Below are 19,980 nucleotides of genomic sequence, written 5' to 3'. Positions count from 1 at the left end.
TGTGAGTGATCGATTGGCGCGATGCCTGGAGGAGTTTGCTGTGACCACCCCCGAGACCACCCAGACCGTCGGTACCGCCCGCGTGAAGCGCGGCATGGCCGAGATGCTCAAGGGTGGGGTGATCATGGACGTCGTCACGCCCGAGCAGGCCAAGATCGCCGAGGACGCCGGTGCGGTCGCGGTGATGGCGCTGGAGCGCGTCCCCGCCGACATTCGTGCCCAGGGCGGTGTCTCCCGGATGAGCGACCCGGACATGATCGACGGCATCATCAACGCGGTCTCCATCCCGGTCATGGCGAAGGCCCGCATCGGCCACTTCGTGGAGGCGCAGATCCTGCAGAGCCTCGGTGTCGACTACATCGATGAGTCCGAGGTGCTCACGCCCGCCGATTACGCCAACCACATCGACAAGTGGAACTTCACGGTGCCGTTCGTCTGCGGCGCGACCAACCTCGGCGAGGCGCTGCGCCGGATCACCGAGGGCGCTGCCATGATCCGGTCCAAGGGCGAGGCGGGCACCGGTGACGTGTCCAACGCGACCACGCACATGCGCCAGATCCGCCAGGAGATCCGCCGGTTGTCGTCGCTGCCGGAGGACGAGCTGTTCGTCGCGGCCAAGGAGCTGCAGGCGCCCTACGAGCTGGTCCGTGAGATCGCCGAGACCGGCAAGTTGCCTGTGGTGCTGTTCACCGCGGGCGGCATCGCCACTCCGGCCGACGCCGCGATGATGATGCAGCTCGGGGCCGAGGGCGTGTTCGTGGGGTCGGGCATCTTCAAGTCCGGCAACCCGGCGCAGCGCGCCGCCGCCATCGTCAAGGCCACCACCTTCTACGACGACCCGGATGTGCTGGCGAAGGTGTCGCGCGGTCTGGGTGAGGCCATGGTGGGCATCAACGTCGAGGAGATCGCCCAGCCGCATCGCCTGGCCGAGCGCGGGTGGTGATCTCCGGCCGGTAGCGTCTGCCGCGTGGAGTTGCGGCAGCTGCGGTACTTCGTGGTTCTGGCGGAGGAATTGCACTTCCGCCGGGCCGCGGAGCGATTGTTCATCTCGACGCCGACGCTCAGTCAGCAGATCAAGGTGCTGGAACGGGAGCTCGGCGGTCCCCTGCTGGTGCGGGAGCCGCAGGTGGAGCTGACGGCCGCGGGCGCGGTACTGCTGCGTTCCGGCCGGAACGTGCTGCGCGCGATGGACGAGGCGATGCGCGAGACCAGGCGCGCTGCCGCCGCTGGCGCCCCGGTGTTGCGCCTCGGGCTGTTGAACGGCGTCCCGCCCTGGCTGCCCGTCCGCATCGGCAGCCTGCTCGCCGAGGCGCTGCCGGGCGCGCGGATGGTGCTCACCGGCGGGACCACCGCCGATCAGGTGCGTTTTCTCGATGACGACGAAGTCGATCTCGCGTTGGTCCGCGCCCCGGTGGACCTGCCCAACCGCTTCGCGCAACGTCCGGTGGCCCGCGAGGAGCTCGGCGTCGTGATGTCGCAGCGGCACCCGCTCGCCGGCGCCGGGCCGCTGGACCCCACCGAGCTGAGCGGGCAAGAATTGATCTTGTTCGCGCGGGAATCAGCGGCGGGACTGCACGAATCGCTGTTGCGCACACTCGCGGACCACGGCGCCGCGGTACGGCTCAGCGACAGCGCCATGGGGCATGCCCAGATGCTGGCGGTATTGCCGTCCCGTCCCGACGCGATCGGGCTCAGTTCGTCGCGCGCGAACGGACTGCCCGGTCTGGTTTGGCGGCCGTTAATCGACGCGCCCTTGCTGGTGACCTATGCGATCGCATGGCGCGCGACGGTACGCGAACCGGCCGTCGCGGCGCTGCTGGCGGCACTGACGGCCGAACTGTCGCCGGAATGAGCCCGCCGGGGTCGCTTCCGATGCTAGGTTCACTTCTTACGGCGGCCAGAAGGTCGTCTCATGGTTCTCACAATCACGCTCAGTAGCTTCGCCATTCGATGGCCGACCGGCCACATCGTGCCCCACCACAGTCGGATCGATCCGAGTGCAAAGGACGAACAGTTGAAGCTTCTCGAGACCGGACGTATCGCAGCGGCGGGCCTGGCCCTGGTGGCCGCCCTGAGCTTGGCCGCATGCGGCAGCGACGACAAGAGCGATTCGCACAGTTCCAGCCACACCACCACCGCCGCCGCGTCGGCGACCGCGAACGTACCAGCCCCGCCCACCAAAGAAGAGCTCAACGCCAACTTGCAGCGCGCGCTCGACCCCTCGGTGCCGAACGAGGAGAAGCTCGACCTCGTACAGGGCATCCAGGCCGATCCGAGCCTGCCCAACCGCTTGGCCCAGGCGTTTCAGCAGGCCAACGCCACGGCGGTGGTCACGGGTGTGACGGCCTTCGGTGACACTGTCACCGCCCAGGCCACGTTCACCATCAACGGGCAGCCGAACCAGGTCGACGTTCCGTTCGTCCTCGAAGACGGCAAGTGGAAGGTCCAGAAGGCCTGGGCCTGCCAGGCGCTGGCCAACCTGAACCAGCAATCCCCGGCCTGCGCCGCCTGAACGGTCGCTTGGTCGTGACCGGCGAAGGCTCCGCGGGCCGTGCGGCCGAAGCGGCAGCCGGCCTGCGGTGTTAGCCCGAGCCTAAGGCGTATTCGGCAGTGCGACATGGACACCCGGCCATCGCGATGGTCGGGTGGAGTCATGACAGCAAGCAGCACAACACCCGAACGCGTCGTCATCGTGGGCGGCAGCTCCGGCATGGGGCTGGCGCTGGCGGAGTCGCTGATCGCAACAGGTGCACAGGTGACCATCGCGGGCCGTTCCGCCGAACGGCTCGCCGCGGCGGAGCGCACCTTGTCCGAGGGGCCGGGCACGGTGCGCTCGGTCGTCGCGGACATCACCCGCGAAGCCGACCTCGAGCGCTTGTTCGCCGGATCCGAACCGGTCGATCATGTCGTCACCACCGCCGCCGACGTCACCGGCGCCTATCAGCAGCTGGACCGGTTCGACGCCGATATCGCTCAAAACCTCGTCTCCGCCAAACTGATCGGCCCCCTGCTGCTCGCCAAACACGCCCAGGTGGTCCCCGGCGGCTCGCTGACGTTCACTTCCGGCGTCGCGGCTTATCGGCCCGCCCCGGGTGGCGCCGTGGTGGCGGCGGTCAACGGCGCCCTCGCCTCGCTGGCCTACGCGCTGGCCATCGAACTCGGCCCGGTCCGCGTCAACGTGGTCTCGCCGGGGTGGGTCGATACGCCGATCTGGGACACCATCGCGGGGCCCGCCAAAACCGAACGTCATCAGCAGCTCGCCGCACGACTGCCCGTCGGCCGCATCGGGCGCCCTTCGGACATCGCGCAGGCGATGCTGGGCGTGATGCGCAATCCCTTCATCACCGGCACGGTCCTGCACGTGGACGGCGGGCATCGGCTGGTCTGATCGCCGGGCAGCGGCGCGGAGCGGGGCCGCGGCGATCACATATGGGTACGCGACCATGCGCATCAAAACATGAGAAAGCGAGAGCGTCCGGCAACTGGCGGCCGGAAAATCAGCAAGGACGGGCGGAACTCAGTTCGCCCGCTCCTCGCCGACCCGGAGCGCCGGGCGGTCCGGGTGGTCCCAACGCACGAAGAATGTTGGTGTAGCGGGATTCTCGCCATCGTGGCGCAACAGGGCGGGAATGGTCCACTGCGCGTCGGTGGGGGTGCGGCGGCGGAGCGCGGCCTCGGAGAGGTCCAGCCGGAGGCTCAGGTCGGCGTCGATGTGGCGGCCCGCGAGCATGGGACCCGCCACCACGATGGTGGTCGCGGGTGGCGCCGTGCGGATCAAGGCGCGCGCGGAGCGGTCGGCCGCTTCGTCCCACAGCGCGGGCAGCCAGCGGCCGTGCTCGCGCAGCGCGTCCACCACTTCCCGGCGCAGCGCGGCGTAGTCGAACCACGCGGTGCGATAGGACATCTCGTCGGTGCGCCCGAACTCCATGCGCAGCGAGGCGGGCCGCACATAGTCGTGCAGGGAGACCACGCCGGCCGAGCGGCCCGCGTCGCGCAGCGCCTCCGCGATCCGCTCCGCGAACGCCACCGGCTGGGCGGCATCCGCCCCGTCGACGGCGATCACCATGTGCGAAGTCGTGGTCAGCACGGGCTGGATCACCCGCTCGACGAGAGCGTCGGGCGTGATGGGCTGGAAGCGCGGCACCCGTCCATCTCAGCAAAAGCGGGCCTGCCGGTGCGGCATGGGCGTTGCGGGGTGTTCACCGGCGGCCGAGCGGCGCCGCGGGGAGCGGCCGGGATAATCTCAGCGCATGGCGACAATCGAAGAGGCGCTGGAGATAGAGCGGCTGGAGCGGGACATCTTCCGTGGCGCGTCCACCAAGACCCAGCTGCAGCGCACGTTCGGCGGCCAGGTTGCCGGCCAGGCGCTCGTGTCCGCGGTCCGGACGGTGGAACCGCGATTCCAGGTGCACTCGCTGCACGGGTACTTCCTGCGTCCGGGCAATCCGCAGGAGCCGACGGTCTACCAGGTAGAACGCATCCGGGACGGGCGATCGTTCTGCACCAGGCGGGTGACCGGCATCCAGGACGGCGCCGCGATCTTCACCATGTCGGCGTCGTTCCACGTCGGCGACGAGGGCCCCGAGCACCAGGACGTCATGCCCGACGTCCCGATGCCCGACGACCTGCCCGACGCCAGCACCACGATGTCCCCCGAACGCCTGTGGGCGATGCGGGAGTGGGAGCACTGGGACATCCGCATGGTCCCGCAGGAGAACGTCTCCCGCCGCGACGGCGTGGTCTCCCAGCAGCAGGTGTGGTTCCGCTACCGGCACCTGCTGCCCGACGACCCCCTGGTGCACGTGTGCACCCTCGCCTACATGAGCGATATGACGCTGCTCGGTTCCTCGAAGGTCATCCATCCCGACGAGCCGACCCAGAACGCCTCGCTCGACCACGCGATGTGGTTTCTGCGTCCCTTCCGCGCCGACGAATGGCTGCTCTACGACCAGTCTTCGCCGTCGGCCGCTTTCGGCCGTGGACTGACCGGCGGCAAGATCTTCACCCGCGACGGCACGCTCGTCGCGGCCGTGGTGCAAGAAGGCCTCATTCGTACACTGCGGGAAGACTGATCCGGCGGGCGACCGTGAGCGGGCCCACATCGGCAGGGCTCGTAAACTTTCCGGCGTGAACGCTACCTCGGTCGCCGCACCCGCCGCGGACGCCGGACAGAAGCAGTCCCGTCCCACGATCGGCGTGCTCGCGTTGCAAGGCGACGTCCGGGAGCACGTCGCCGCGCTCGCGCGCTGCGGCGCCGAGCCGGTGCTGGTCCGGCGCGAGGCGGAGCTGGCGACCGTGGACGCGCTCGTGCTGCCCGGCGGCGAGTCGACCGCGATCAGCAAGCTGCTGCAGGTCTTCGAATTGCTGGAGCCGCTGCGCGCGCGGCTGCGCGACGGCATGCCCGCGTTCGGTTCCTGTGCGGGCATGATCCTGCTCGCCTCGGAGGTGCTCGACACCCGCCCGGACGCCGAGCATCTGTCCGGCATCGATATGACGGTGCGGCGCAACGCGTTCGGCCGCCAGGTCGACTCCTTCGAAACCGACCTGCCGTTCGCCGGGCTGACCGGCGGCCCGGTGCGCGCGGTGTTCATTCGCGCGCCGTGGGTCGAGCGGGCAGGCGAGGGCGTCGACGTGCTGGCCACCGTGCCGGACGGTCCCGCCGCGGGCCGGATCGTCGCGGTGCGGCAGGGGAACGTGCTGGCGACGTCGTTCCATCCCGAGGTCACCGGTGATCTGCGGGTGCACGACATGTTCGTGGAGATGGTCCGCTCGGCCGCCGCGTAGTCGGGGCCGCTCTGCACGGCCGCGGTGACGGCCCGAGTAGGCTGGGGAAGTTGTCCGCCCGGCCGTGCCGGTACCGTACACACGACCAGACGTGCCACCGACCTGAAGGAAGTAGGGAATGAGCGGCCACTCCAAATGGGCCACCACCAAGCACAAGAAGGCTGCGATCGACGCGAAGCGCGGCAAGCTGTTCGCGAAGTTGATCAAGAACATCGAGGTGGCGGCCCGGACCGGTGGCGGTGACCCGGATGGCAACCCGACCTTGTACGACGCCATCCAGAAGGCGAAGAAGTCGTCGGTACCCAACGACAACATCGAACGCGCCCGCAAGCGCGGCGGCGGCGAGGAAGCCGGCGGCGCCGACTGGCAGACGATCATGTACGAGGGTTACGGCCCCAACGGTGTCGCGGTGCTGATCGAGTGCCTCACCGACAATCGTAACCGGGCCGCGGGCGAGGTCAGGGTCGCGATGACGCGCAACGGCGGCAACATGGCCGACCCGGGCTCGGTGGCCTACCTGTTCCATCGCAAGGGCATCGTCACCCTGGAGAAGAACGGCCTGTCCGAGGACGACGTGTTGCTCGCCGTGCTCGACGCCGGCGCCGAGGAGGTCAACGATCTCGGTGAGTCGTTCGAGATCATCAGCGAGCCGGGCGATCTGATCGCGGTGCGCACCGCGCTGCAGAGCGCGGGCATCGACTACGACTCCGCCGAGTCCGGCTTCCAGCCGTCGGTGTCGGTCGCGGTGGACGTCGACGGCGCCCGCAAGGTGATCAAGCTCGTCGACGCGCTCGAGGACAGCGACGACGTGCAGAACGTCTACACCAACGTCGACATCCCGGACGACGTGCTCGCCGAGCTCGAGGACTGAGCGATCAATCGCGCTCGGCCCCGCGGGGTGGTGGTGCGCGGAATCGGGGCGGCCGGTCAATGCACGGGCCGCCCCGAGTAGCTCGGCGATCGCGCCGCCACCGTCCGGTCGGCGCTTCACCGCCGCCGGGAAGGTGGGGCCGGATTCACTCCGCGATCATGGTGCGATCGCACCATTCGTATACCCGCAGCCGCCCTTCGGGCGTGTCCTGTTCCCGCTGGGTGACCTTGAAGTGCTCGTATCCACCGCGGAACGGCACCTTCAATTCCACCCCCGGCGGGGTGATCGGGACGATGCGCGCGGGCAGATCTTGCGGCCCGCCTTCGAGGACTGCTTTTGCGCCTTTGCTCATCCTCGGATGGTAGAAGCGCGAACGCCCTGATCGTGGCACATTTCATGGCACGGTGAGTACCAATTTGCCGACGGTTCGCCCGGTGTCGCCCAGCGCGTGCGCCTCGGCGGCCGCCGACAGCGGGAACGACCGGGCGATCGTCGGGCGCAGCGCGCCGGATTCGACCAGATCGGCGAGGGCGAGCATGCCGGAGTGATCGTGTTCCACCAGCATCCGGATCGCGCGCACGCCGAGCGCCTCCGCCTCGCCGGCCAAGTCGACCGCGCCGAAGGCCCGTAGCGTGACCAGCAGCCCGCCGGGGCGCAGGGTGCGCAGTGACCGGATGCTGTTGTCGTCGTCGATCGAGTCCAGCACCACGTCCACGTCGCGCACCGCCTCGGCGACGTCGGTGTCGCGATAGTCGATCACCTCGTCGGCGCCGATCCCGCGCAGGAAAGCGTGGTTCGGCGCGCTGGCGGTGCCGATGACGTACGCCCCCCGCGCTTTGGCGATCTGGACCGCGAAGTGGCCGACGCCGCCCGCCGCCGCGTGGATCAGGACGCGCTGTCCCGCGCCGAGCCCGGCGGTGTCGACCAGCGCCTGCCACGCGGTGAGCGCGGCGAGCGGGATCGCCGCCGCCTGGGTGTGGTCGAGTGTGGCCGGTTTGGGGGCGAAGGCGCGCGCGGGGCCGACGACGTATTCGGCGCAGGCGCCGTGGCCGTACGGATACGGGAGCATGCCGAACACCTCGTCGCCGGGGCGGAAGAGGGTGACGCCGATGCCGGTGGCCGCGACCTCGCCGGAGACGTCCCAGCCGAGGACGAAGGGCGGTTCGGGGAGGAACAGTCCCGCGGTGGCTCGGTGGCGCCAGTCGGTGGGGTTGAGCCCGGCGGCGCGGACCCGGACGAGGATCTGGCCGGGGCCCGCCACCGGTTGCGGCAGTTTCACTTCGGTGAGCACCTCGGGTCCGCCGAGGGTCTGCTGGCTGATCGCGCGCATGGTCGCGGTGCTGTCGATGTCGGTCACGGCTGCCAGCCTGCCGGGACTCGGCCCTGAAGAAAATGGCACGATTGCCATTCTTCGATATGATCGCGCCATGAATCCGACCGTGCCCCATCGGGTGGTCGTGCTGGCGCTGGAGGGGGTGTATCCCTTCGAGCTCGGTATCCCGAATCGCGTATTCGGCAGTGCGGCGGGCCGATACGAGGTAATCACCTGCACGGTGGATGGTCGTCCGGTGCGCAGCGCCGCCGATTTCGACATCGCGGTGGCCCACGACAGCCGCGCCTTGTGCGACGCCGACACCGTGGTGCTGCCCGCCTGCGACACCACGACGGCGGTCACCGGCACGCTGCCGCAGCCGGTGCTCGACGCCTTGGCGCGGATTCCGCGGCGGGCCCGGATCGTCGCGATCTGCACCGGCGCCTTCATCGCCGCGGCCGCGGGCTTGCTCGACGGGCGACCTGCCACCACGCATTGGAATCAGGCCGGTTTGTTCCGGCGCGCCTTTCCTCGGGTGCGTCTCGACCCGGACGTGCTCTATGTGGACGACGGCGACGTCCTCACCTCGGCGGGTGCGGCGGCGGGACTCGATGTGTGCCTGCACCTGGTGCGGCGCGATCACGGCAGTGCCGTCGCGAACGCGGTCGCGCGCCGCTGTGTCGTCCCGCCGTGGCGTGATGGCGGCCAAGCGCAGTACATCGAGCAACCGGTGCCGCCGGAGACCTCGGCCGGAACCGCCGCGGCCAGGCAATGGGCACTGGAGAACCTGCACCATCCGCTGACCGTCGACGAACTGGCCGTCCGGGCCCGGATGAGCAAGCGCACCTTCGCCAGGCGCTTCCGCGACGAAGTCGGCATGAGCCCCGGACGCTGGCTGATCCAGCAGCGCGTCTTCCGCGCCAGGCATCTGCTGGAAACCACCGACCTGACCGTCGACCGCATCGCGGGCGAGGTCGGCTTCGCCACCGGGACCTCGTTGCGTCAACATCTGGCCGAGGCGATCGGCGTGTCACCGCAGGCCTATCGGCGCACGTTCCGCGCGCGAGCCGATCCGACGGTGAACTGAACGCGTGCGATCGCCGGGCCGGAGTCAGCCCGCGGCCGCGACGAGCAGGCCGACGCGGCCTGCGAGCCATGGTAAGGACGAGGTGAACGCGGCCGAAGCGAACTGCCAGGTGTGGCCGCCCTCGGTGGTGTACACGGTGCAGTCGATGCCGGCCGCGCGTCCCGCGGCGCAGAGCTTGCCTGCGGCGCCGACCTCACCGGAATCGGGCACCCCGTCGCGGCCGCCGAGGCCGGCGCGGTCGTCGTCGGGAACGGGCGGGTGCGTCGTCGCACGGCCGGAGGGCTGTGCGGGGACCAAATCGTCGAACAGTCCGGCGACGCCGGTGTACGGCCCGTGCGCGGCCATGACGGTCAGCGGGTCGAACGCGGCCCATGCGGCGGCGTCACCGCCGAAGAGGCGGGCGATGGTCTGCTCCTTCGTGCCGGACGACGGCCCGAGATCACCGGCGATGTCGACGAAGGTGTGCACCAGCTCCGGGTGCATGACCGCGAGGTCCACCGCGCAGGTGCCGCCCATGGACCAGCCGACCACCGCCCAGTTCGCCGGATCGGCCGAGGCGCCGAACCGCGATTCGACGTAGGCGGGCACGTCTTCGGTCAGATGCCCGGCAGCGTTGCCGCGTGGTCCGTCGACGCATTCGGTGTCGTTGTTGAAGCTGCCGCTGGCGTCCACGAAGACGAGGATCGGGGCCCGGCCGCCGTCGGCTTCGGTGAAGCGGTCGAGGGCGGGCATGATCCGGCCGCTGCGGATCCAGTCCGCCGGCGTGTTGAACTCGCCGCCGATCATCATCACCACCGGCAGAGCGGGCGGGGTCGGCCCGGCGAACCAGGCGGGTGGCAGGTAGACGTATTCGGTGCGATGCGGGAATCCGCTGCCTGCGTCGGGAATGCGCACCGGCACCAGTTTGCCGTCGGTGACGGTGGTGTTCCTGAAGCCGGGCAACGCCGAGAGGTCGGTTTGGTGCGGCAGCGGGCCAGCGGTGACCGCGCCCCACGCGGCCTGCACGGTGGGGTAGTAGCCGACCCACTGGTTCAGCACGATTCCGGTGCTTACCAGGGTGAGCGGGATGGCGAGGACCGCGGCCCCGCGCCGCCACCACCGCGCGCCCGGCCAGCCGGCGAGCGCGACCGCCACCGCCGCGGCGGTCACGCCGACCCACGCCCACAGCGTGACGGGCGCCGGGTCGGAGGCCAATCCTTCGTCGGCCACGTACCACTCGGCTGCCAGCGCCGCCGCGACGCCGACCGCCACGCACAGCGGCAGCCGGATCAGCCACCACCGTCTGCCCCGCCGAGCGACGGCGACCAGCACGATCAGCGCGGCCAGGAGTGCGACGGTCACCGGCAGCCAGCCGTGCAGCAGGGAGATCCCGTGATGGAAGGCGTGCTGCTGGTCCGCCGCCGGACTCGCCGGGGAAACCTGTGGTGGAGCCGGAGACGTCGGCGCGGCGAGTATCGGCACGTCCGGCATTGTGCGGGCCGTTCCTCGAGACAGGCTGTGAATCGGCTTCGGCCCTCCTGGGTGCCGTCGGTGCGTCGTGGTGTGCGGGGCAGAATGCGATCATGGTCGAACTGGTGCTGGTGCGCGGTGACATCACCGAACAGCAGGTGGACGCGGTGGTCAACGCGGCCAACTCGTCGCTGCTCGGCGGCGGGGGAGTCGACGGAGCGATCCACCGGCGCGGTGGCCCGGAGATCCTGGCGGATTGCAGGCGATTGCGGGCGTCGCACTACGGCAGGGGACTGCCCACCGGAGCGGCGGTGGCGACCACGGCGGGCAGGCTTCCCGCGCGATGGGTGATCCACACCGTCGGGCCGGTGTGGTCGGACACGGAGGACCGCTCGGCGTTGCTGGCCTCCTGTTATCGCGAATCCTTGCGTCTCGCGGACGAATTGGGGGCGCGAACGGTCGCGTTCCCGGCGATCTCGACCGGAATCTTCGGCTGGCCGATGGACGACGGGGCGCGGATCGCCGTCGAGACGGTTCGTGCGACCGAGACGGCGGTCTCGGAGGCGCGATTCGTCCTTTTCGACGAGCGGGCGCACATTGCGTTCGCGCGGCAGGTCTCCGGGATCTGAACCAATGTCAGCGGCCTGCTGATTCTTTCGGCGCGACGCCTGGTGGCCGATCCCGCGCGGCACTGGGCGGCGCGCGCGAACTGTCCGGAGTTGCTGGGGCTGCCTGACGCCGCGCACCGAGCGGAGGTGGTCGGCGCATAGCCTCCGGCTGTGTCGCTGGACGGCGAAAGAGGAAGCCTCCGCTAGACTCTCGAACAGTTGTTCGTGTCTGCGAGAGGGGTTGCCGTGCGGGTGATGGGCGTCGACCCCGGACTCACCCGATGCGGCCTCAGCATCGTCGACGGGGGATCGGGGCGGAAGGTCACCGCCGTCGCCGTCGACGTGGTCCGCACGCCCGGCGATATGGAGCTGGCGCAGCGCTTGCTCGCGGTCGCCGACGCCGCGGAACGCTGGATGGACGCCCACCAGCCGGGGGCCGTCGCCATCGAACGTGTCTTCGCCCAGCACAATGTCCGTACCGCCATGGGCACCGCGCAGGCGGGCGGCGTGATCGCGCTGGCCGCGGCGCGCCGGGGGATTCCGGTCGCGTTCCACACACCCAGCGAGGTGAAAGCCGCGGTCACCGGCAACGGCGCCGCGGACAAGAAGCAGGTGACCGCGATGGTCAGCCGGATCCTCGGCCTGGCGTCGGCGCCGAAACCGGCCGACGCGGCGGATGCGCTGGCGCTGGCGATCTGCCATTGTTGGCGGGCGCCGCTGCTGGAGCGGATGGCGGCGGCGGAGGCCAAGGCGGCCGCGGCGCAGCGCCGATACAGGGAACGGCTGGCCGAACAACGGAAGGCGGTGCACGGGTGATCGCGTCGGTACGCGGTGAAGTGCTGGAAATCGCCCTCGACCACGCGGTGATCGAGGCGGCAGGCGTCGGCTACCGGCTCAACGCCACCCCGTCCACCCTGGCCGGGCTCACCCGGGGCGAGGAAACCCGGCTCTACACCGCGATGATCGTCCGCGAGGACTCGATGACCCTCTACGGTTTCGCCGACACCGAGGCCCGCGACCTGTTCGGCCTGTTGCAGACCGTATCGGGTGTCGGACCCCGCCTGGCCATGGCGGTGCTGGCCGTGCTCGAGCCGGAGGCGCTGCGCAAAGCGCTGGCCGAGAGCAACGTGGCGGCGCTGACCCGGGTCCCCGGCATCGGCAAGCGCGGCGCCGAGCGCATGGTGGTGGAACTGCGCGACAAGGTGAATCTCGTTCCCGTCCCGTCCGGTCCGCCCGGATCCGCGTCCGCGGCGGTGGCCACGCCCGTGCGCGAGCAGGTCACCGAAGCGCTCGTCGGCCTTGGCTTCGCCGCGAGACAAGCCGAACAGGCGATCGACGCGGTGCTGGCCGAGCAGCCCGCCGCCGACACCTCCTCCGCCCTCCGTGCCGCGCTCGGCCTGCTCGGCAAGAACCGGTAAGGCGTCATGGATCAGCCAGGAGAATTCGCCGAATCGCAGGTCGACGCAAACTATCTGAAGTCCGACGGCGAGATCGAGGCGAGTCTGCGCCCGAAGTCGCTGGACGATTTCATCGGTCAGCCCCGCGTGCGCGAACAGCTCGCGCTGGTGTTGCGCGGCGCCAAACAGCGCGGCGGCACACCGGATCACGTCCTGCTGTCCGGCCCGCCCGGTCTCGGCAAGACCAGCATGGCGATGATCATCGCGGCCGAACTCGGCACCGCCCTGCGGATCACGTCGGGTCCCGCGCTGGAGCGAGCCGGCGACCTCGCCGCCATGCTCAGCAACCTGGTCGAGGGCGACGTGCTGTTCATCGACGAGATCCACCGGATGGCGCGGCCCGCCGAGGAGATGCTCTACCTGGCGATGGAGGACTTCCGGGTGGACGTGGTGGTCGGCAAGGGGCCGGGGGCTACGTCCATTCCCTTGGATATCGCCCCGTTCACGCTGGTCGGAGCCACTACGCGGTCGGGAGCGCTGACCGGCCCGCTCCGCGACCGTTTCGGTTTCACCGGGCACATGGACTTCTACGAACCCGGCGAGCTGCTGCGCATCCTGCAACGCTCGGCGCACATCCTCGGCGTCGTCATCGAGGAGGACGCGGCGGCCGAGATCGCGGGCCGCTCGCGCGGTACGCCCCGGATCGCCAATCGCCTGTTGCGCCGCGTCCGCGACTACGCGGAGGTCCGTGCCGACGGCCGGATCACCCGCCCCATCGCCCAGGCCGCGCTCGAGGTCTACGACGTGGACGTGCTCGGCCTCGACCGGCTCGACCGCGCGGTCCTCGGCGCGCTGGTCCGTAGTTTCGGCGGTGGCCCGGTCGGTGTGTCCACCTTGGCCGTGGCGGTCGGGGAGGAGGCCGCGACCGTGGAAGAGGTCTGTGAACCGTTCCTGGTCCGTGCGGGCATGGTCGCGCGCACGCCCCGCGGCCGGGTCGCCACCGCCGCGGCGTGGGAGCACCTCGGTCTCGTCCCGCCGCCCGACCTGGTGTTCGGCTCCATCGAAGTGCGCGGTCGCGAGCCGCATCCCACGCTCGACCTCTTTGAATGAGCCGCGCGCCGGAGTGATCGCGACGGCGGTCAGCGGCGATGGCGCAGGGCGGCGGCGACCAAGTCGCGGAAGGCGTCGACTTCGTCGCGCTGATACCCGCGAGTGCCGCGGCGAGCCTCGGTGAATCGAACGGCCTCGACGTCCTCGAGGGTGAGACTGCCCGGCCCGCCGTGCGCGAGGGTCGCGGCGACCAGATCGAGGAACGCGCCGACCTCTTCCTCGTTGTATCCGCGCCTGCCCACCGGGGCCTGGCTGAATCGCATGCGCCGCACGTCGTCGAACGTGAGCATGGCCCGGCCGTTGCCGTTCGCGGCGGGCACCGGGCGGATGCCGCGTTGCCGGAACTCCAGTTCGGCGCGCAGCTGATCGAGATACTCGTCTACCTGGTCGGCGCGGTAGCCGCGCTGGCCGAGCCGCGGCGCGTCGAAACGGACCTGCCGCAGATCGTCGGCGGCGACTTCGCCGTGCCCGGCCAGCGTCGCGGCGACGAGTTCCAGGAAGGCGTCCACCTCGTCCGCGTGGTAGCCGCGATGCCCGAGCGTCGGGGTCGCGAAGCGGGTGCTGCGCACGTCCTCCGGAGTCACGAGCGACATTCTGTCAGGCTCGGCGTCCCGGGCCGCTCGGAAGGAGAACTTCGCGATTGCATGGCCTTTTGCGAACAAGGGCCGTCCCCCTGGCGAAAGCGTCGGATCAGTGCGCCTCACCCTAGCGCCGGTGGCGGTGTCAGGGGGATTGCCGAGTCGCTCAGTCCTTGCGCACGCCGTCCACGAGCAGGCGGCGGATGGCCTGGTTGAGCCCGGCGATGGCGGCCTCGTCGGGTTCGCGCAACGAGTAGACGATGCCCCCGATCAGCATGCCGGTCACCGCGCGCGCGGTGTTCAGCGTGTCCAGGTCGGCGCGCAGGTAGCCCTGCTCGACGCCGTGGTCGAGATAGCCCGCGGTGAGCGCGTCGGCGGTGTCGAGCAGTCCGTACAGCCGCTGGGTGAGCTCGTCGTCGATGCCGGTGGCATGGAACAGCAGCAGCTGGGCCACCCGGCGATCGGCGAGCAGGATCTCGGTGAGGGCCACGCCGATGCGGTCGATCTGGGCGCGGTATTCGTCGAGGGAGGCGGCGGCGTCCGGGGCGTTCTCGGTGCCGAGGGCGGCGATGATGCGCGCGGCCAGATCATCGATGACGTGGTCGATGATGTCGCGCTTGTTGCTGAAGTAGCGGTAGAAGGTGCCGTGACCGATGCCGAGCTGTCCCGCGATGTCGGCGATGGCGGTGGCGTGATAGCCCTTCTCCGCGAAACAGACGAACGCGGTGTCGATGATCTCCTGGCGCAGTTCGGCTTTGCGTCGCTCGGCACGCGTGGATGGCTTCGTCACCTGCCCGATGATACAGTCATCACAAACGGAATGATGTGTCATTCCGTGATATGTGGTTCAGCTAGCAGGAGGTTCGGTGTGGCGCCTCAATACGACGCGGTCGTGGTCGGTGCGGGGTTCGGGGGTATGGGAGCTGGTATTCAGCTCGATCGGCTCGGCCTGAGCAATTACGTCATCCTGGAACGGGAGGACGATCTCGGCGGCACCTGGCACGTCAACCACTATCCCGGTCTGGCGGTCGACATCGCCTCGGTCACCTACTCCTACTCGTTCGAACCGAATCCGCACTGGTCACGGCTGTTCGCGCCGGGCGAGGAGCTGAAGAAGTACGCCGCGCACGTCGCCGACAAATACGGACTGCGCCGCCGCATGCGCTTCGGCACCGTCGTCGACGGCGCGCGCTGGGACGACGAGCGGCAACACTGGGTGGTCTCGATCGCGGGCGGCGAAACCGTCACCGGCCGGTACCTGCTCACGGCGACCGGATTCCTGTCTCAGCCCTACACCCCGCCGTTCCCCGGCATCGACTCGTTCGCGGGCAAGATCATCCACACCACCGCGTGGGAGGACGACTTCGACCTCACCGGCCGCAAGGCCGCGATCATCGGCACCGGCGCCACCGCCGTGCAGCTGGTGCCCGAGGTGGCCAAGAAGGCGGCGGCGCTCACGGTGTTCCAGCGCACCCCCATCTGGGTGGTCCCGAAGATCGACACCGCGATTCCCGCGCCGGTGCGCAAGCTGTTCGAACGGGTTCCCGCCACGCAGAAGGCCGCGCGACTGGTCAACACCAGCCTACTCGAGGCGCTGATGGTGGTCGGGGTGCTGCACTTCAAGCAGGCCCGGCTGCTGAACAAAGGCGCGGGCGCGCTGGCCAAGGCGCACCTGCGGGCCTCGGTGCGCGACAAGCAGACGCGCAGGCAGCTGACACCGCACTACGACTTCGGGTGCAAGCGGCCGACCTTCTCCAACCACTACTTCACCACGTTCAACCAGCCGCACGTGCGCCTCGAGACGAACTCGATCGATCACATCGAGCCGGACGGCATCGTCACCGCCGACGGGCACAAGACCGAGATCGATACCCTGATCCTGGCCACCGGCTTCAATCTGTGGGACGTGAACTTCCCGGCCATCGAGATCATCGGCCGGGACGGGGTGGATCTCGGAAAGTTCTGGCGAGACAACCGGTTCCAAGCCTATGAGGGCATCACGGTGCCGAAGTTCCCCAACTTCCTCAGCCTCAACAGCCCGTATTCCTACAGCGGTCTGTCCTACTTCACCACCATCGAAGCCCAGATGAAGCACATGGGCAGACTGTTCGGCGAGTTGCGCCGCAGGGGCGAGACCACCTTCGAGGTCACCGAGCAGGCCAACGCCGAGTTCCTGGACCGGGTCACCGACAAGCTGGGCTCCTCGGTGTTCTACGGCGGCGACTGCGCCACCGCGCGCAGCTACTACTTCAACCAGCACGGCGAGGCCGCTCTGCTGCGGCCGACCAGCACCCTGAACGCGCATCGCGAAGCGGTGAGCTTCCCGCTGGAGGACTACGTCTACGGCAAGACCGCCTGAGGCCCTCGCGCGGCTCGCCCGCCGGAGCGTGTCCGGCGGGCGAGCCGGTGTGCGATCCGGGAGTTGCGGCTGTCCAGCGGCGTGCGGGTGTGGCGTCCGCGCGGCGAACTGGCAGACTGTGGGGGTACTTGCCCATCCCACCCACGAAACTAGGGACTGACTTCGACGATGGAACTGCTGTTTCCGCTGCTACTGGTAGCCCTGCTCGTGCCGATGTTCCTCGGTGTCCGCCGTCAGAAGCGGGAAGCCGAGAAGGTCGCCCAGATGCAGGACAGCCTGAAGGTCGGCGATCAGGTCGTCACCACGTCGGGTCTGTACGGCACCGTGGTCGAACTCGACGACACCACGGTCGACCTCGAGATTGCCGAGGACGTGGTCACCACGTGGCTGCGCCAGGCCATCCGTGAGGTGCGCGCCGACGACCAGGTGAGCACCGAGGAGACCGGCTCGGAGACCCCCGGCTCGGACACCACCGACGCCGTCGAGGAATCCGCCGAGCAGACCGAGACCCGCCTGACCAAGGACTGATCGCGCGGTTGTGCCCCGGCTCGCCGGATGTCGCCGCGGCCGTCCGTCCGCGCACCCGGCGTCGCTGGTGCACGTCCGCATGTTCCATCCTCGACTTCCCGCCTAGGAGATGACGTACTGTGCCACCTTCCCAGGGATCGGCGCACCCGCTGCGGCTGCTCGGTGTCTATGCCGCGCTGCTGGCCGTGATCTATGCGCTGGTGTTCTTCACCGGTGACAAGTCCCCGACGCCCAAGCTCGGTATCGACCTGCAAGGCGGCACCCGTGTCACGCTGTCGGCGCGCACGCCCGACGGCAGCAAGCCCAGCCAGGACAGCCTGAAGAAGGCGCAGGACATCATCGAGAACCGGGTCAACGGCCTCGGCGTCGGTGGCTCCGAGGTCGTCATCGACGGCGACAACATCGTGATCACCGTGCCCGGCGACGACGGGCAGCAGGCGCGCGCGCTGGCGACCACCGCCAAGCTCTACATCCGCCCGGTGCTGCAGGCCGTGCCGGCGGCGGGACGCGGCGCGACTCCGCAAACGGCGCCGGGCACCGAGCCCGCGCCCGCCGCGCAGCCGCCCGCGCCGGAGACGACGCAGCCCGCCGCCCCGGAGACGACCCAGCCCGCTCCGCAGCAGCGCGTGTTCCCCGCGCAGCAGCCGACGCAGCCGCCCGCCGCTCCCGGCCTGGAGCCGACAGAAGAGGCGAGCAAGGAGATCCAGGCGGCCAAAGCGGTGCGACAGAGCACCGACCCGTCCGTGCAGCAGGCCGCGCTGGCCGCCTTGGACTGCACCAAGGCCGATCCGCTCGCCGGCAACGACGACCCGGCCCTGCCGCTGGTGACCTGCTCGACCGACGGCAACGAGGTCTTCCTGCTGGACAAGAGCCGCATCGACGGCCAGGAGATCAAGGACGCCAGCTCGGGCCTGAACCAGCAGCAGGCCAGGCACGAGGTCTACTTGGACTTCAAGTCCGGCGGCAGCGACGCATGGGCGTCGCTGACCGGCGAGTACGTCTACAAGCGCGTCGCGTTCGTGCTCGACTCGAAGGTGGTCAGCGCCCCCGTCGTGCAGCAGGGCCCGCAGCAGGGCGGCCGCACCCAGATCTCCGGCAACTTCACCGCGACCTCGGCGAAGGAACTGGCGAACACGCTGAAGTACGGCTCGCTGCCGCTGTCGTTCCAGACCTCGGAAGCCGAGACCGTGTCCGCGACGCTCGGCCTGTCCTCGCTGAAGGCGGGCCTGCTCGCCGGAGCGGTCGGCTTGCTGGTGGTGCTGCTGTACTGCCTCACCTACTACCGGATGCTCGGTTTCGTCACCGGCTTGTCGCTGGTGGCGTCGGGATTCGCGGTGTACGGCATCATGGTGCTGCTCGGACGCTGGATCGGATTCACCCTCGACCTCGCCGGTATCGCGGGTCTGATCATCGGTATCGGTATGACCGCCGACTCGTTCGTCGTGTTCTTCGAACGCATCAAGGACGAGATGCGTGAGGGACGCAGCTTCCGCTCGGCAGCTCCGCGCGGCTGGCAACGCGCCCGCAGGACCATCCTGTCCGGCAACGCCGTCAGCTTCATCGCCGCGGCCGTGCTCTACATCCTGGCGGTCGGCCAGGTGAAGGGCTTCGCGTTCACCCTCGGTCTCACCACGATCCTCGACGTGGTCGTGGTGTTCCTGGTCACCTCGCCGCTGGTGCTGCTCGCCTCCCGCTCGGCGTTCTGGTCCAAGCCCTCGGTGAACGGCCTCGGCGCTATCCAGCAGATCGCCCGCGAGCGCAAGGCGGCCGAAGCCGCACTCGGGAAGGCGTGAGGACCATGACCAACAGCCACACCACCCCCTCGCTCGACAAGACGAGCGCCACCGAGATCACCGACGTGTTCGCCGCGGTGGGCGAGCCGCAGACGCCCAAGCACGGTTTCTTCAACCGCCTCTACACCGGCACCGGCGCGATCGATGTGATCGGCAAGCGCAGGATGTGGTATCTCATCACCGCCGCGATCGTGCTCGTCTCGCTGGGCAGCATCATCTTCCGCGGCTTCAACTTCGGCATCGATTTCGAGGGCGGTTCGCGCATCCAGTTCCCGGCGGGGAACGCGACCACCAGCGCGGTGGAGGACGTCTACCGCGGCGCGATCGGCACCGATCCGGTCTCGGTGCAGACCGTCGGCACCGGCGGCTCGGCCACCATGCTGATCCGATCCGAGGCGCTGGACCAGAGGCAGGTGGAGGCGCTCAACAGCGCGCTGTTCACCCAGTTCCAGCCGAAGGACAAGTCCGGCAACCCGAGCCGTGCCGCGATCAGCACCTCCGACGTCAGCGAGACCTGGGGCAGCCAGATCACGCGCAAGGCGGTCATCGCGCTCGCGGTGTTCCTCGTGCTGGTCGCGGTCTACATCGCGGTCCGCTTCGAGACGCACATGGCGATCGCGGCGCTGGCGGCGCTGGCCTTCGACGTCACCGTCACCGCGGGCGTGTACTCGCTGGTCGGGTTCGAGGTCACTCCGGCGACCGTGATCGGCATCCTGACCATCCTCGGCTTCTCGCTCTACGACTCGGTCGTCGTGTTCGACAAGGTCGAGGAGAACACCCACGGTATCCTGCACCTGACTCGGCGAACCTACGGCGAACAGGCCAACCTCGCGGTGAACCAGACGCTCATGCGCTCGATCAACACCGCCTTGATCGGCATCCTGCCGATCGTCGGGCTGATGGTGATCGCGGTGTGGATGCTGGGCGTCGGCACCCTCAAGGACTTGGCGCTGGTGCAGCTGGTGGGTCTGCTGGTCGGCACGTACTCCTCGATCTTCTTCGCGACTCCGCTGCTGGTCTCGATCAAGGAACGCTGGGGGCCCGTCGCGGCGCACACGAAGAAGGTCATGGCCAAGCGGGCAGGCGCGGCGGGCGCCCGCGCCG

22 protein-coding genes are annotated in these 19,980 nt (G+C 69.5%); 16 read left to right on the top strand and 6 right to left on the bottom strand.

Going from position 1 to position 19,980, the window contains the following annotated elements:
• The first annotated feature begins 40 nt into the window (after nucleotides 1-40).
• The 4 genes from pdxS to NB3_RS29465 all read left to right on the top strand — a co-directional run bounded on the left by pdxS (nucleotide 41) and on the right by NB3_RS29465 (nucleotide 3,388).
• Nucleotides 41-943, top strand: coding sequence for a pyridoxal 5'-phosphate synthase lyase subunit PdxS (gene pdxS / locus NB3_RS29480; RefSeq protein WP_067809835.1), 903 nt, complete (start codon nucleotides 41-43; stop codon nucleotides 941-943).
• A gap of 24 nt (nucleotides 944-967) precedes the next feature.
• The gene (locus NB3_RS29475) at nucleotides 968-1,852 is read left to right on the top strand and encodes a LysR family transcriptional regulator (protein WP_067809833.1); all 885 of its coding nucleotides are present in this window, start codon (nucleotides 968-970) and stop codon (nucleotides 1,850-1,852) included.
• A 162-nt stretch (nucleotides 1,853-2,014) separates the two neighbouring features.
• The gene (locus NB3_RS29470) at nucleotides 2,015-2,512 is read left to right on the top strand and encodes a WKL family lipoprotein (RefSeq protein WP_067809832.1); all 498 of its coding nucleotides are present in this window, start codon (nucleotides 2,015-2,017) and stop codon (nucleotides 2,510-2,512) included.
• A 141-nt stretch (nucleotides 2,513-2,653) separates the two neighbouring features.
• Nucleotides 2,654-3,388: an SDR family oxidoreductase gene (locus NB3_RS29465; protein ID WP_067809830.1), complete on the top strand. Its 735-nt coding sequence runs from the start codon at nucleotides 2,654-2,656 to the stop codon at nucleotides 3,386-3,388.
• Between the two features lie 129 nt (nucleotides 3,389-3,517).
• Here the strand turns inward: NB3_RS29465 and NB3_RS29460 are convergent, their stop codons facing one another.
• Nucleotides 3,518-4,144 carry a nucleoside/nucleotide kinase family protein gene (locus NB3_RS29460; RefSeq protein WP_067809828.1) on the bottom strand — a complete coding sequence of 209 codons (627 nt, stop codon included), beginning with the start codon at nucleotides 4,142-4,144 and terminating at the stop codon, nucleotides 3,518-3,520.
• A gap of 106 nt (nucleotides 4,145-4,250) precedes the next feature.
• On the opposite strand from NB3_RS29460, the gene NB3_RS29455 reads away from it, so the two are divergent.
• The 3 genes from NB3_RS29455 to NB3_RS29445 all read left to right on the top strand — a co-directional run bounded on the left by NB3_RS29455 (nucleotide 4,251) and on the right by NB3_RS29445 (nucleotide 6,655).
• Complete coding sequence (locus NB3_RS29455; RefSeq protein WP_067809826.1) at nucleotides 4,251-5,072, top strand: acyl-CoA thioesterase; 822 nt, start codon at nucleotides 4,251-4,253, stop codon at nucleotides 5,070-5,072.
• Nucleotides 5,073-5,127: 55 nt separating this feature from the next.
• Nucleotides 5,128-5,784: a pyridoxal 5'-phosphate synthase glutaminase subunit PdxT gene (gene pdxT / locus NB3_RS29450; RefSeq protein WP_067809825.1), complete on the top strand. Its 657-nt coding sequence runs from the start codon at nucleotides 5,128-5,130 to the stop codon at nucleotides 5,782-5,784.
• 118 nt (nucleotides 5,785-5,902) lie between these two features.
• Entirely contained in the window at nucleotides 5,903-6,655 is a 753-nt protein-coding gene (locus NB3_RS29445) for a YebC/PmpR family DNA-binding transcriptional regulator (RefSeq protein ID WP_067809823.1), read from the top strand.
• Nucleotides 6,656-6,800: 145 nt separating this feature from the next.
• Here the strand turns inward: NB3_RS29445 and NB3_RS29440 are convergent, their stop codons facing one another.
• Nucleotides 6,801-7,007 (bottom strand): DUF5988 family protein, encoded by a 207-nt coding sequence (locus tag NB3_RS29440; RefSeq protein ID WP_067809822.1) that lies wholly within the window; start codon nucleotides 7,005-7,007, stop codon nucleotides 6,801-6,803.
• Between the two features lie 42 nt (nucleotides 7,008-7,049).
• Entirely contained in the window at nucleotides 7,050-7,985 is a 936-nt protein-coding gene (locus NB3_RS29435) for an NADP-dependent oxidoreductase (RefSeq protein WP_218020663.1), read from the bottom strand.
• Nucleotides 7,986-8,082: 97 nt separating this feature from the next.
• On the opposite strand from NB3_RS29435, the gene NB3_RS29430 reads away from it, so the two are divergent.
• Nucleotides 8,083-9,054, top strand: a complete 972-nt coding sequence (locus NB3_RS29430; RefSeq protein ID WP_067809820.1) for a GlxA family transcriptional regulator — start codon at nucleotides 8,083-8,085, stop codon at nucleotides 9,052-9,054.
• A gap of 24 nt (nucleotides 9,055-9,078) precedes the next feature.
• Here NB3_RS29430 and NB3_RS29425 read toward each other — a convergent pair whose 3' ends face one another.
• Nucleotides 9,079-10,515 (bottom strand): alpha/beta hydrolase, encoded by a 1,437-nt coding sequence (locus tag NB3_RS29425; protein WP_371855948.1) that lies wholly within the window; start codon nucleotides 10,513-10,515, stop codon nucleotides 9,079-9,081.
• Nucleotides 10,516-10,616: 101 nt separating this feature from the next.
• Here NB3_RS29425 and NB3_RS29420 point away from each other — a divergent pair, with 101 nt between their 5' ends.
• From NB3_RS29420 to ruvB, 4 genes are all read left to right on the top strand, one after another.
• A complete protein-coding gene (locus NB3_RS29420; RefSeq protein WP_067809819.1) occupies nucleotides 10,617-11,132 on the top strand; it encodes an O-acetyl-ADP-ribose deacetylase in 516 nt (171 codons plus the stop codon).
• A 225-nt stretch (nucleotides 11,133-11,357) separates the two neighbouring features.
• On the top strand, nucleotides 11,358-11,927 hold the full coding sequence (ruvC, locus tag NB3_RS29415; protein WP_067809816.1) for a crossover junction endodeoxyribonuclease RuvC: 570 nt from the start codon (nucleotides 11,358-11,360) through the stop codon (nucleotides 11,925-11,927).
• Nucleotides 11,924-12,529, top strand: coding sequence for a Holliday junction branch migration protein RuvA (gene ruvA, locus NB3_RS29410; protein WP_067809815.1), 606 nt, complete (start codon nucleotides 11,924-11,926; stop codon nucleotides 12,527-12,529). Before ruvC ends, ruvA begins: the two co-directional genes overlap by 4 nt.
• Nucleotides 12,530-12,535: 6 nt before the next feature.
• Entirely contained in the window at nucleotides 12,536-13,618 is a 1,083-nt protein-coding gene (ruvB, locus tag NB3_RS29405) for a Holliday junction branch migration DNA helicase RuvB (protein ID WP_067809813.1), read from the top strand.
• Nucleotides 13,619-13,647: 29 nt separating this feature from the next.
• Here the strand turns inward: ruvB and NB3_RS36635 are convergent, their stop codons facing one another.
• Nucleotides 13,648-14,211, bottom strand: coding sequence for a DivIVA domain-containing protein (locus NB3_RS36635; protein WP_067809811.1), 564 nt, complete (start codon nucleotides 14,209-14,211; stop codon nucleotides 13,648-13,650).
• 151 nt (nucleotides 14,212-14,362) lie between these two features.
• Complete coding sequence (locus tag NB3_RS29395) at nucleotides 14,363-15,028, bottom strand: TetR/AcrR family transcriptional regulator (RefSeq protein WP_067809809.1); 666 nt, start codon at nucleotides 15,026-15,028, stop codon at nucleotides 14,363-14,365.
• A 36-nt stretch (nucleotides 15,029-15,064) separates the two neighbouring features.
• Between NB3_RS29395 and NB3_RS29390 the strand changes: the two genes are divergently transcribed.
• The 4 genes from NB3_RS29390 to secF form a co-directional block, all read left to right on the top strand.
• Nucleotides 15,065-16,555, top strand: coding sequence for a flavin-containing monooxygenase (locus tag NB3_RS29390; protein ID WP_067809807.1), 1,491 nt, complete (start codon nucleotides 15,065-15,067; stop codon nucleotides 16,553-16,555).
• Nucleotides 16,556-16,723: 168 nt separating this feature from the next.
• The gene (gene yajC / locus NB3_RS29385) at nucleotides 16,724-17,083 is read left to right on the top strand and encodes a preprotein translocase subunit YajC (protein ID WP_067809804.1); all 360 of its coding nucleotides are present in this window, start codon (nucleotides 16,724-16,726) and stop codon (nucleotides 17,081-17,083) included.
• Between the two features lie 119 nt (nucleotides 17,084-17,202).
• Complete coding sequence (gene secD / locus NB3_RS29380) at nucleotides 17,203-18,876, top strand: protein translocase subunit SecD (protein WP_067809803.1); 1,674 nt, start codon at nucleotides 17,203-17,205, stop codon at nucleotides 18,874-18,876.
• 5 nt (nucleotides 18,877-18,881) lie between these two features.
• Nucleotides 18,882-19,980: protein translocase subunit SecF (gene secF, locus NB3_RS29375; RefSeq protein WP_067809801.1), on the top strand; the 1,099-nt coding region annotated here is incomplete at its 3' end.

Source organism: Nocardia beijingensis NBRC 16342, assembly GCF_001612785.1.
GTDB lineage: Bacteria > Actinomycetota > Actinomycetes > Mycobacteriales > Mycobacteriaceae > Nocardia > Nocardia beijingensis.
This window is presented reverse-complemented; position numbering and strand designations above follow the sequence as displayed.

Bases quoted from the DNA above. Each gene is read 5' to 3' on its own strand.
- ruvB (WP_067809813.1), top strand. From the start codon at position 12,536: ATGGATCAGCCAGGAGAATTCGCCGAATCGCAGGTCGACGCAAACTAT.
- NB3_RS36635 (WP_067809811.1), bottom strand. From the start codon at position 14,211: ATGTCGCTCGTGACTCCGGAGGACGTGCGCAGCACCCGCTTCGCGACC.
- NB3_RS29395 (WP_067809809.1), bottom strand. From the start codon at position 15,028: ATGACACATCATTCCGTTTGTGATGACTGTATCATCGGGCAGGTGACG.
- NB3_RS29445 (WP_067809823.1), top strand. From the start codon at position 5,903: ATGAGCGGCCACTCCAAATGGGCCACCACCAAGCACAAGAAGGCTGCG.
- NB3_RS29420 (WP_067809819.1), top strand. From the start codon at position 10,617: ATGGTCGAACTGGTGCTGGTGCGCGGTGACATCACCGAACAGCAGGTG.
- NB3_RS29435 (WP_218020663.1), bottom strand. From the start codon at position 7,985: ATGCGCGCGATCAGCCAGCAGACCCTCGGCGGACCCGAGGTGCTCACC.
- yajC (WP_067809804.1), top strand. From the start codon at position 16,724: ATGGAACTGCTGTTTCCGCTGCTACTGGTAGCCCTGCTCGTGCCGATG.
- NB3_RS29440 (WP_067809822.1), bottom strand. From the start codon at position 7,007: ATGAGCAAAGGCGCAAAAGCAGTCCTCGAAGGCGGGCCGCAAGATCTG.
- NB3_RS29455 (WP_067809826.1), top strand. From the start codon at position 4,251: ATGGCGACAATCGAAGAGGCGCTGGAGATAGAGCGGCTGGAGCGGGAC.
- NB3_RS29465 (WP_067809830.1), top strand. From the start codon at position 2,654: ATGACAGCAAGCAGCACAACACCCGAACGCGTCGTCATCGTGGGCGGC.
- NB3_RS29430 (WP_067809820.1), top strand. From the start codon at position 8,083: ATGAATCCGACCGTGCCCCATCGGGTGGTCGTGCTGGCGCTGGAGGGG.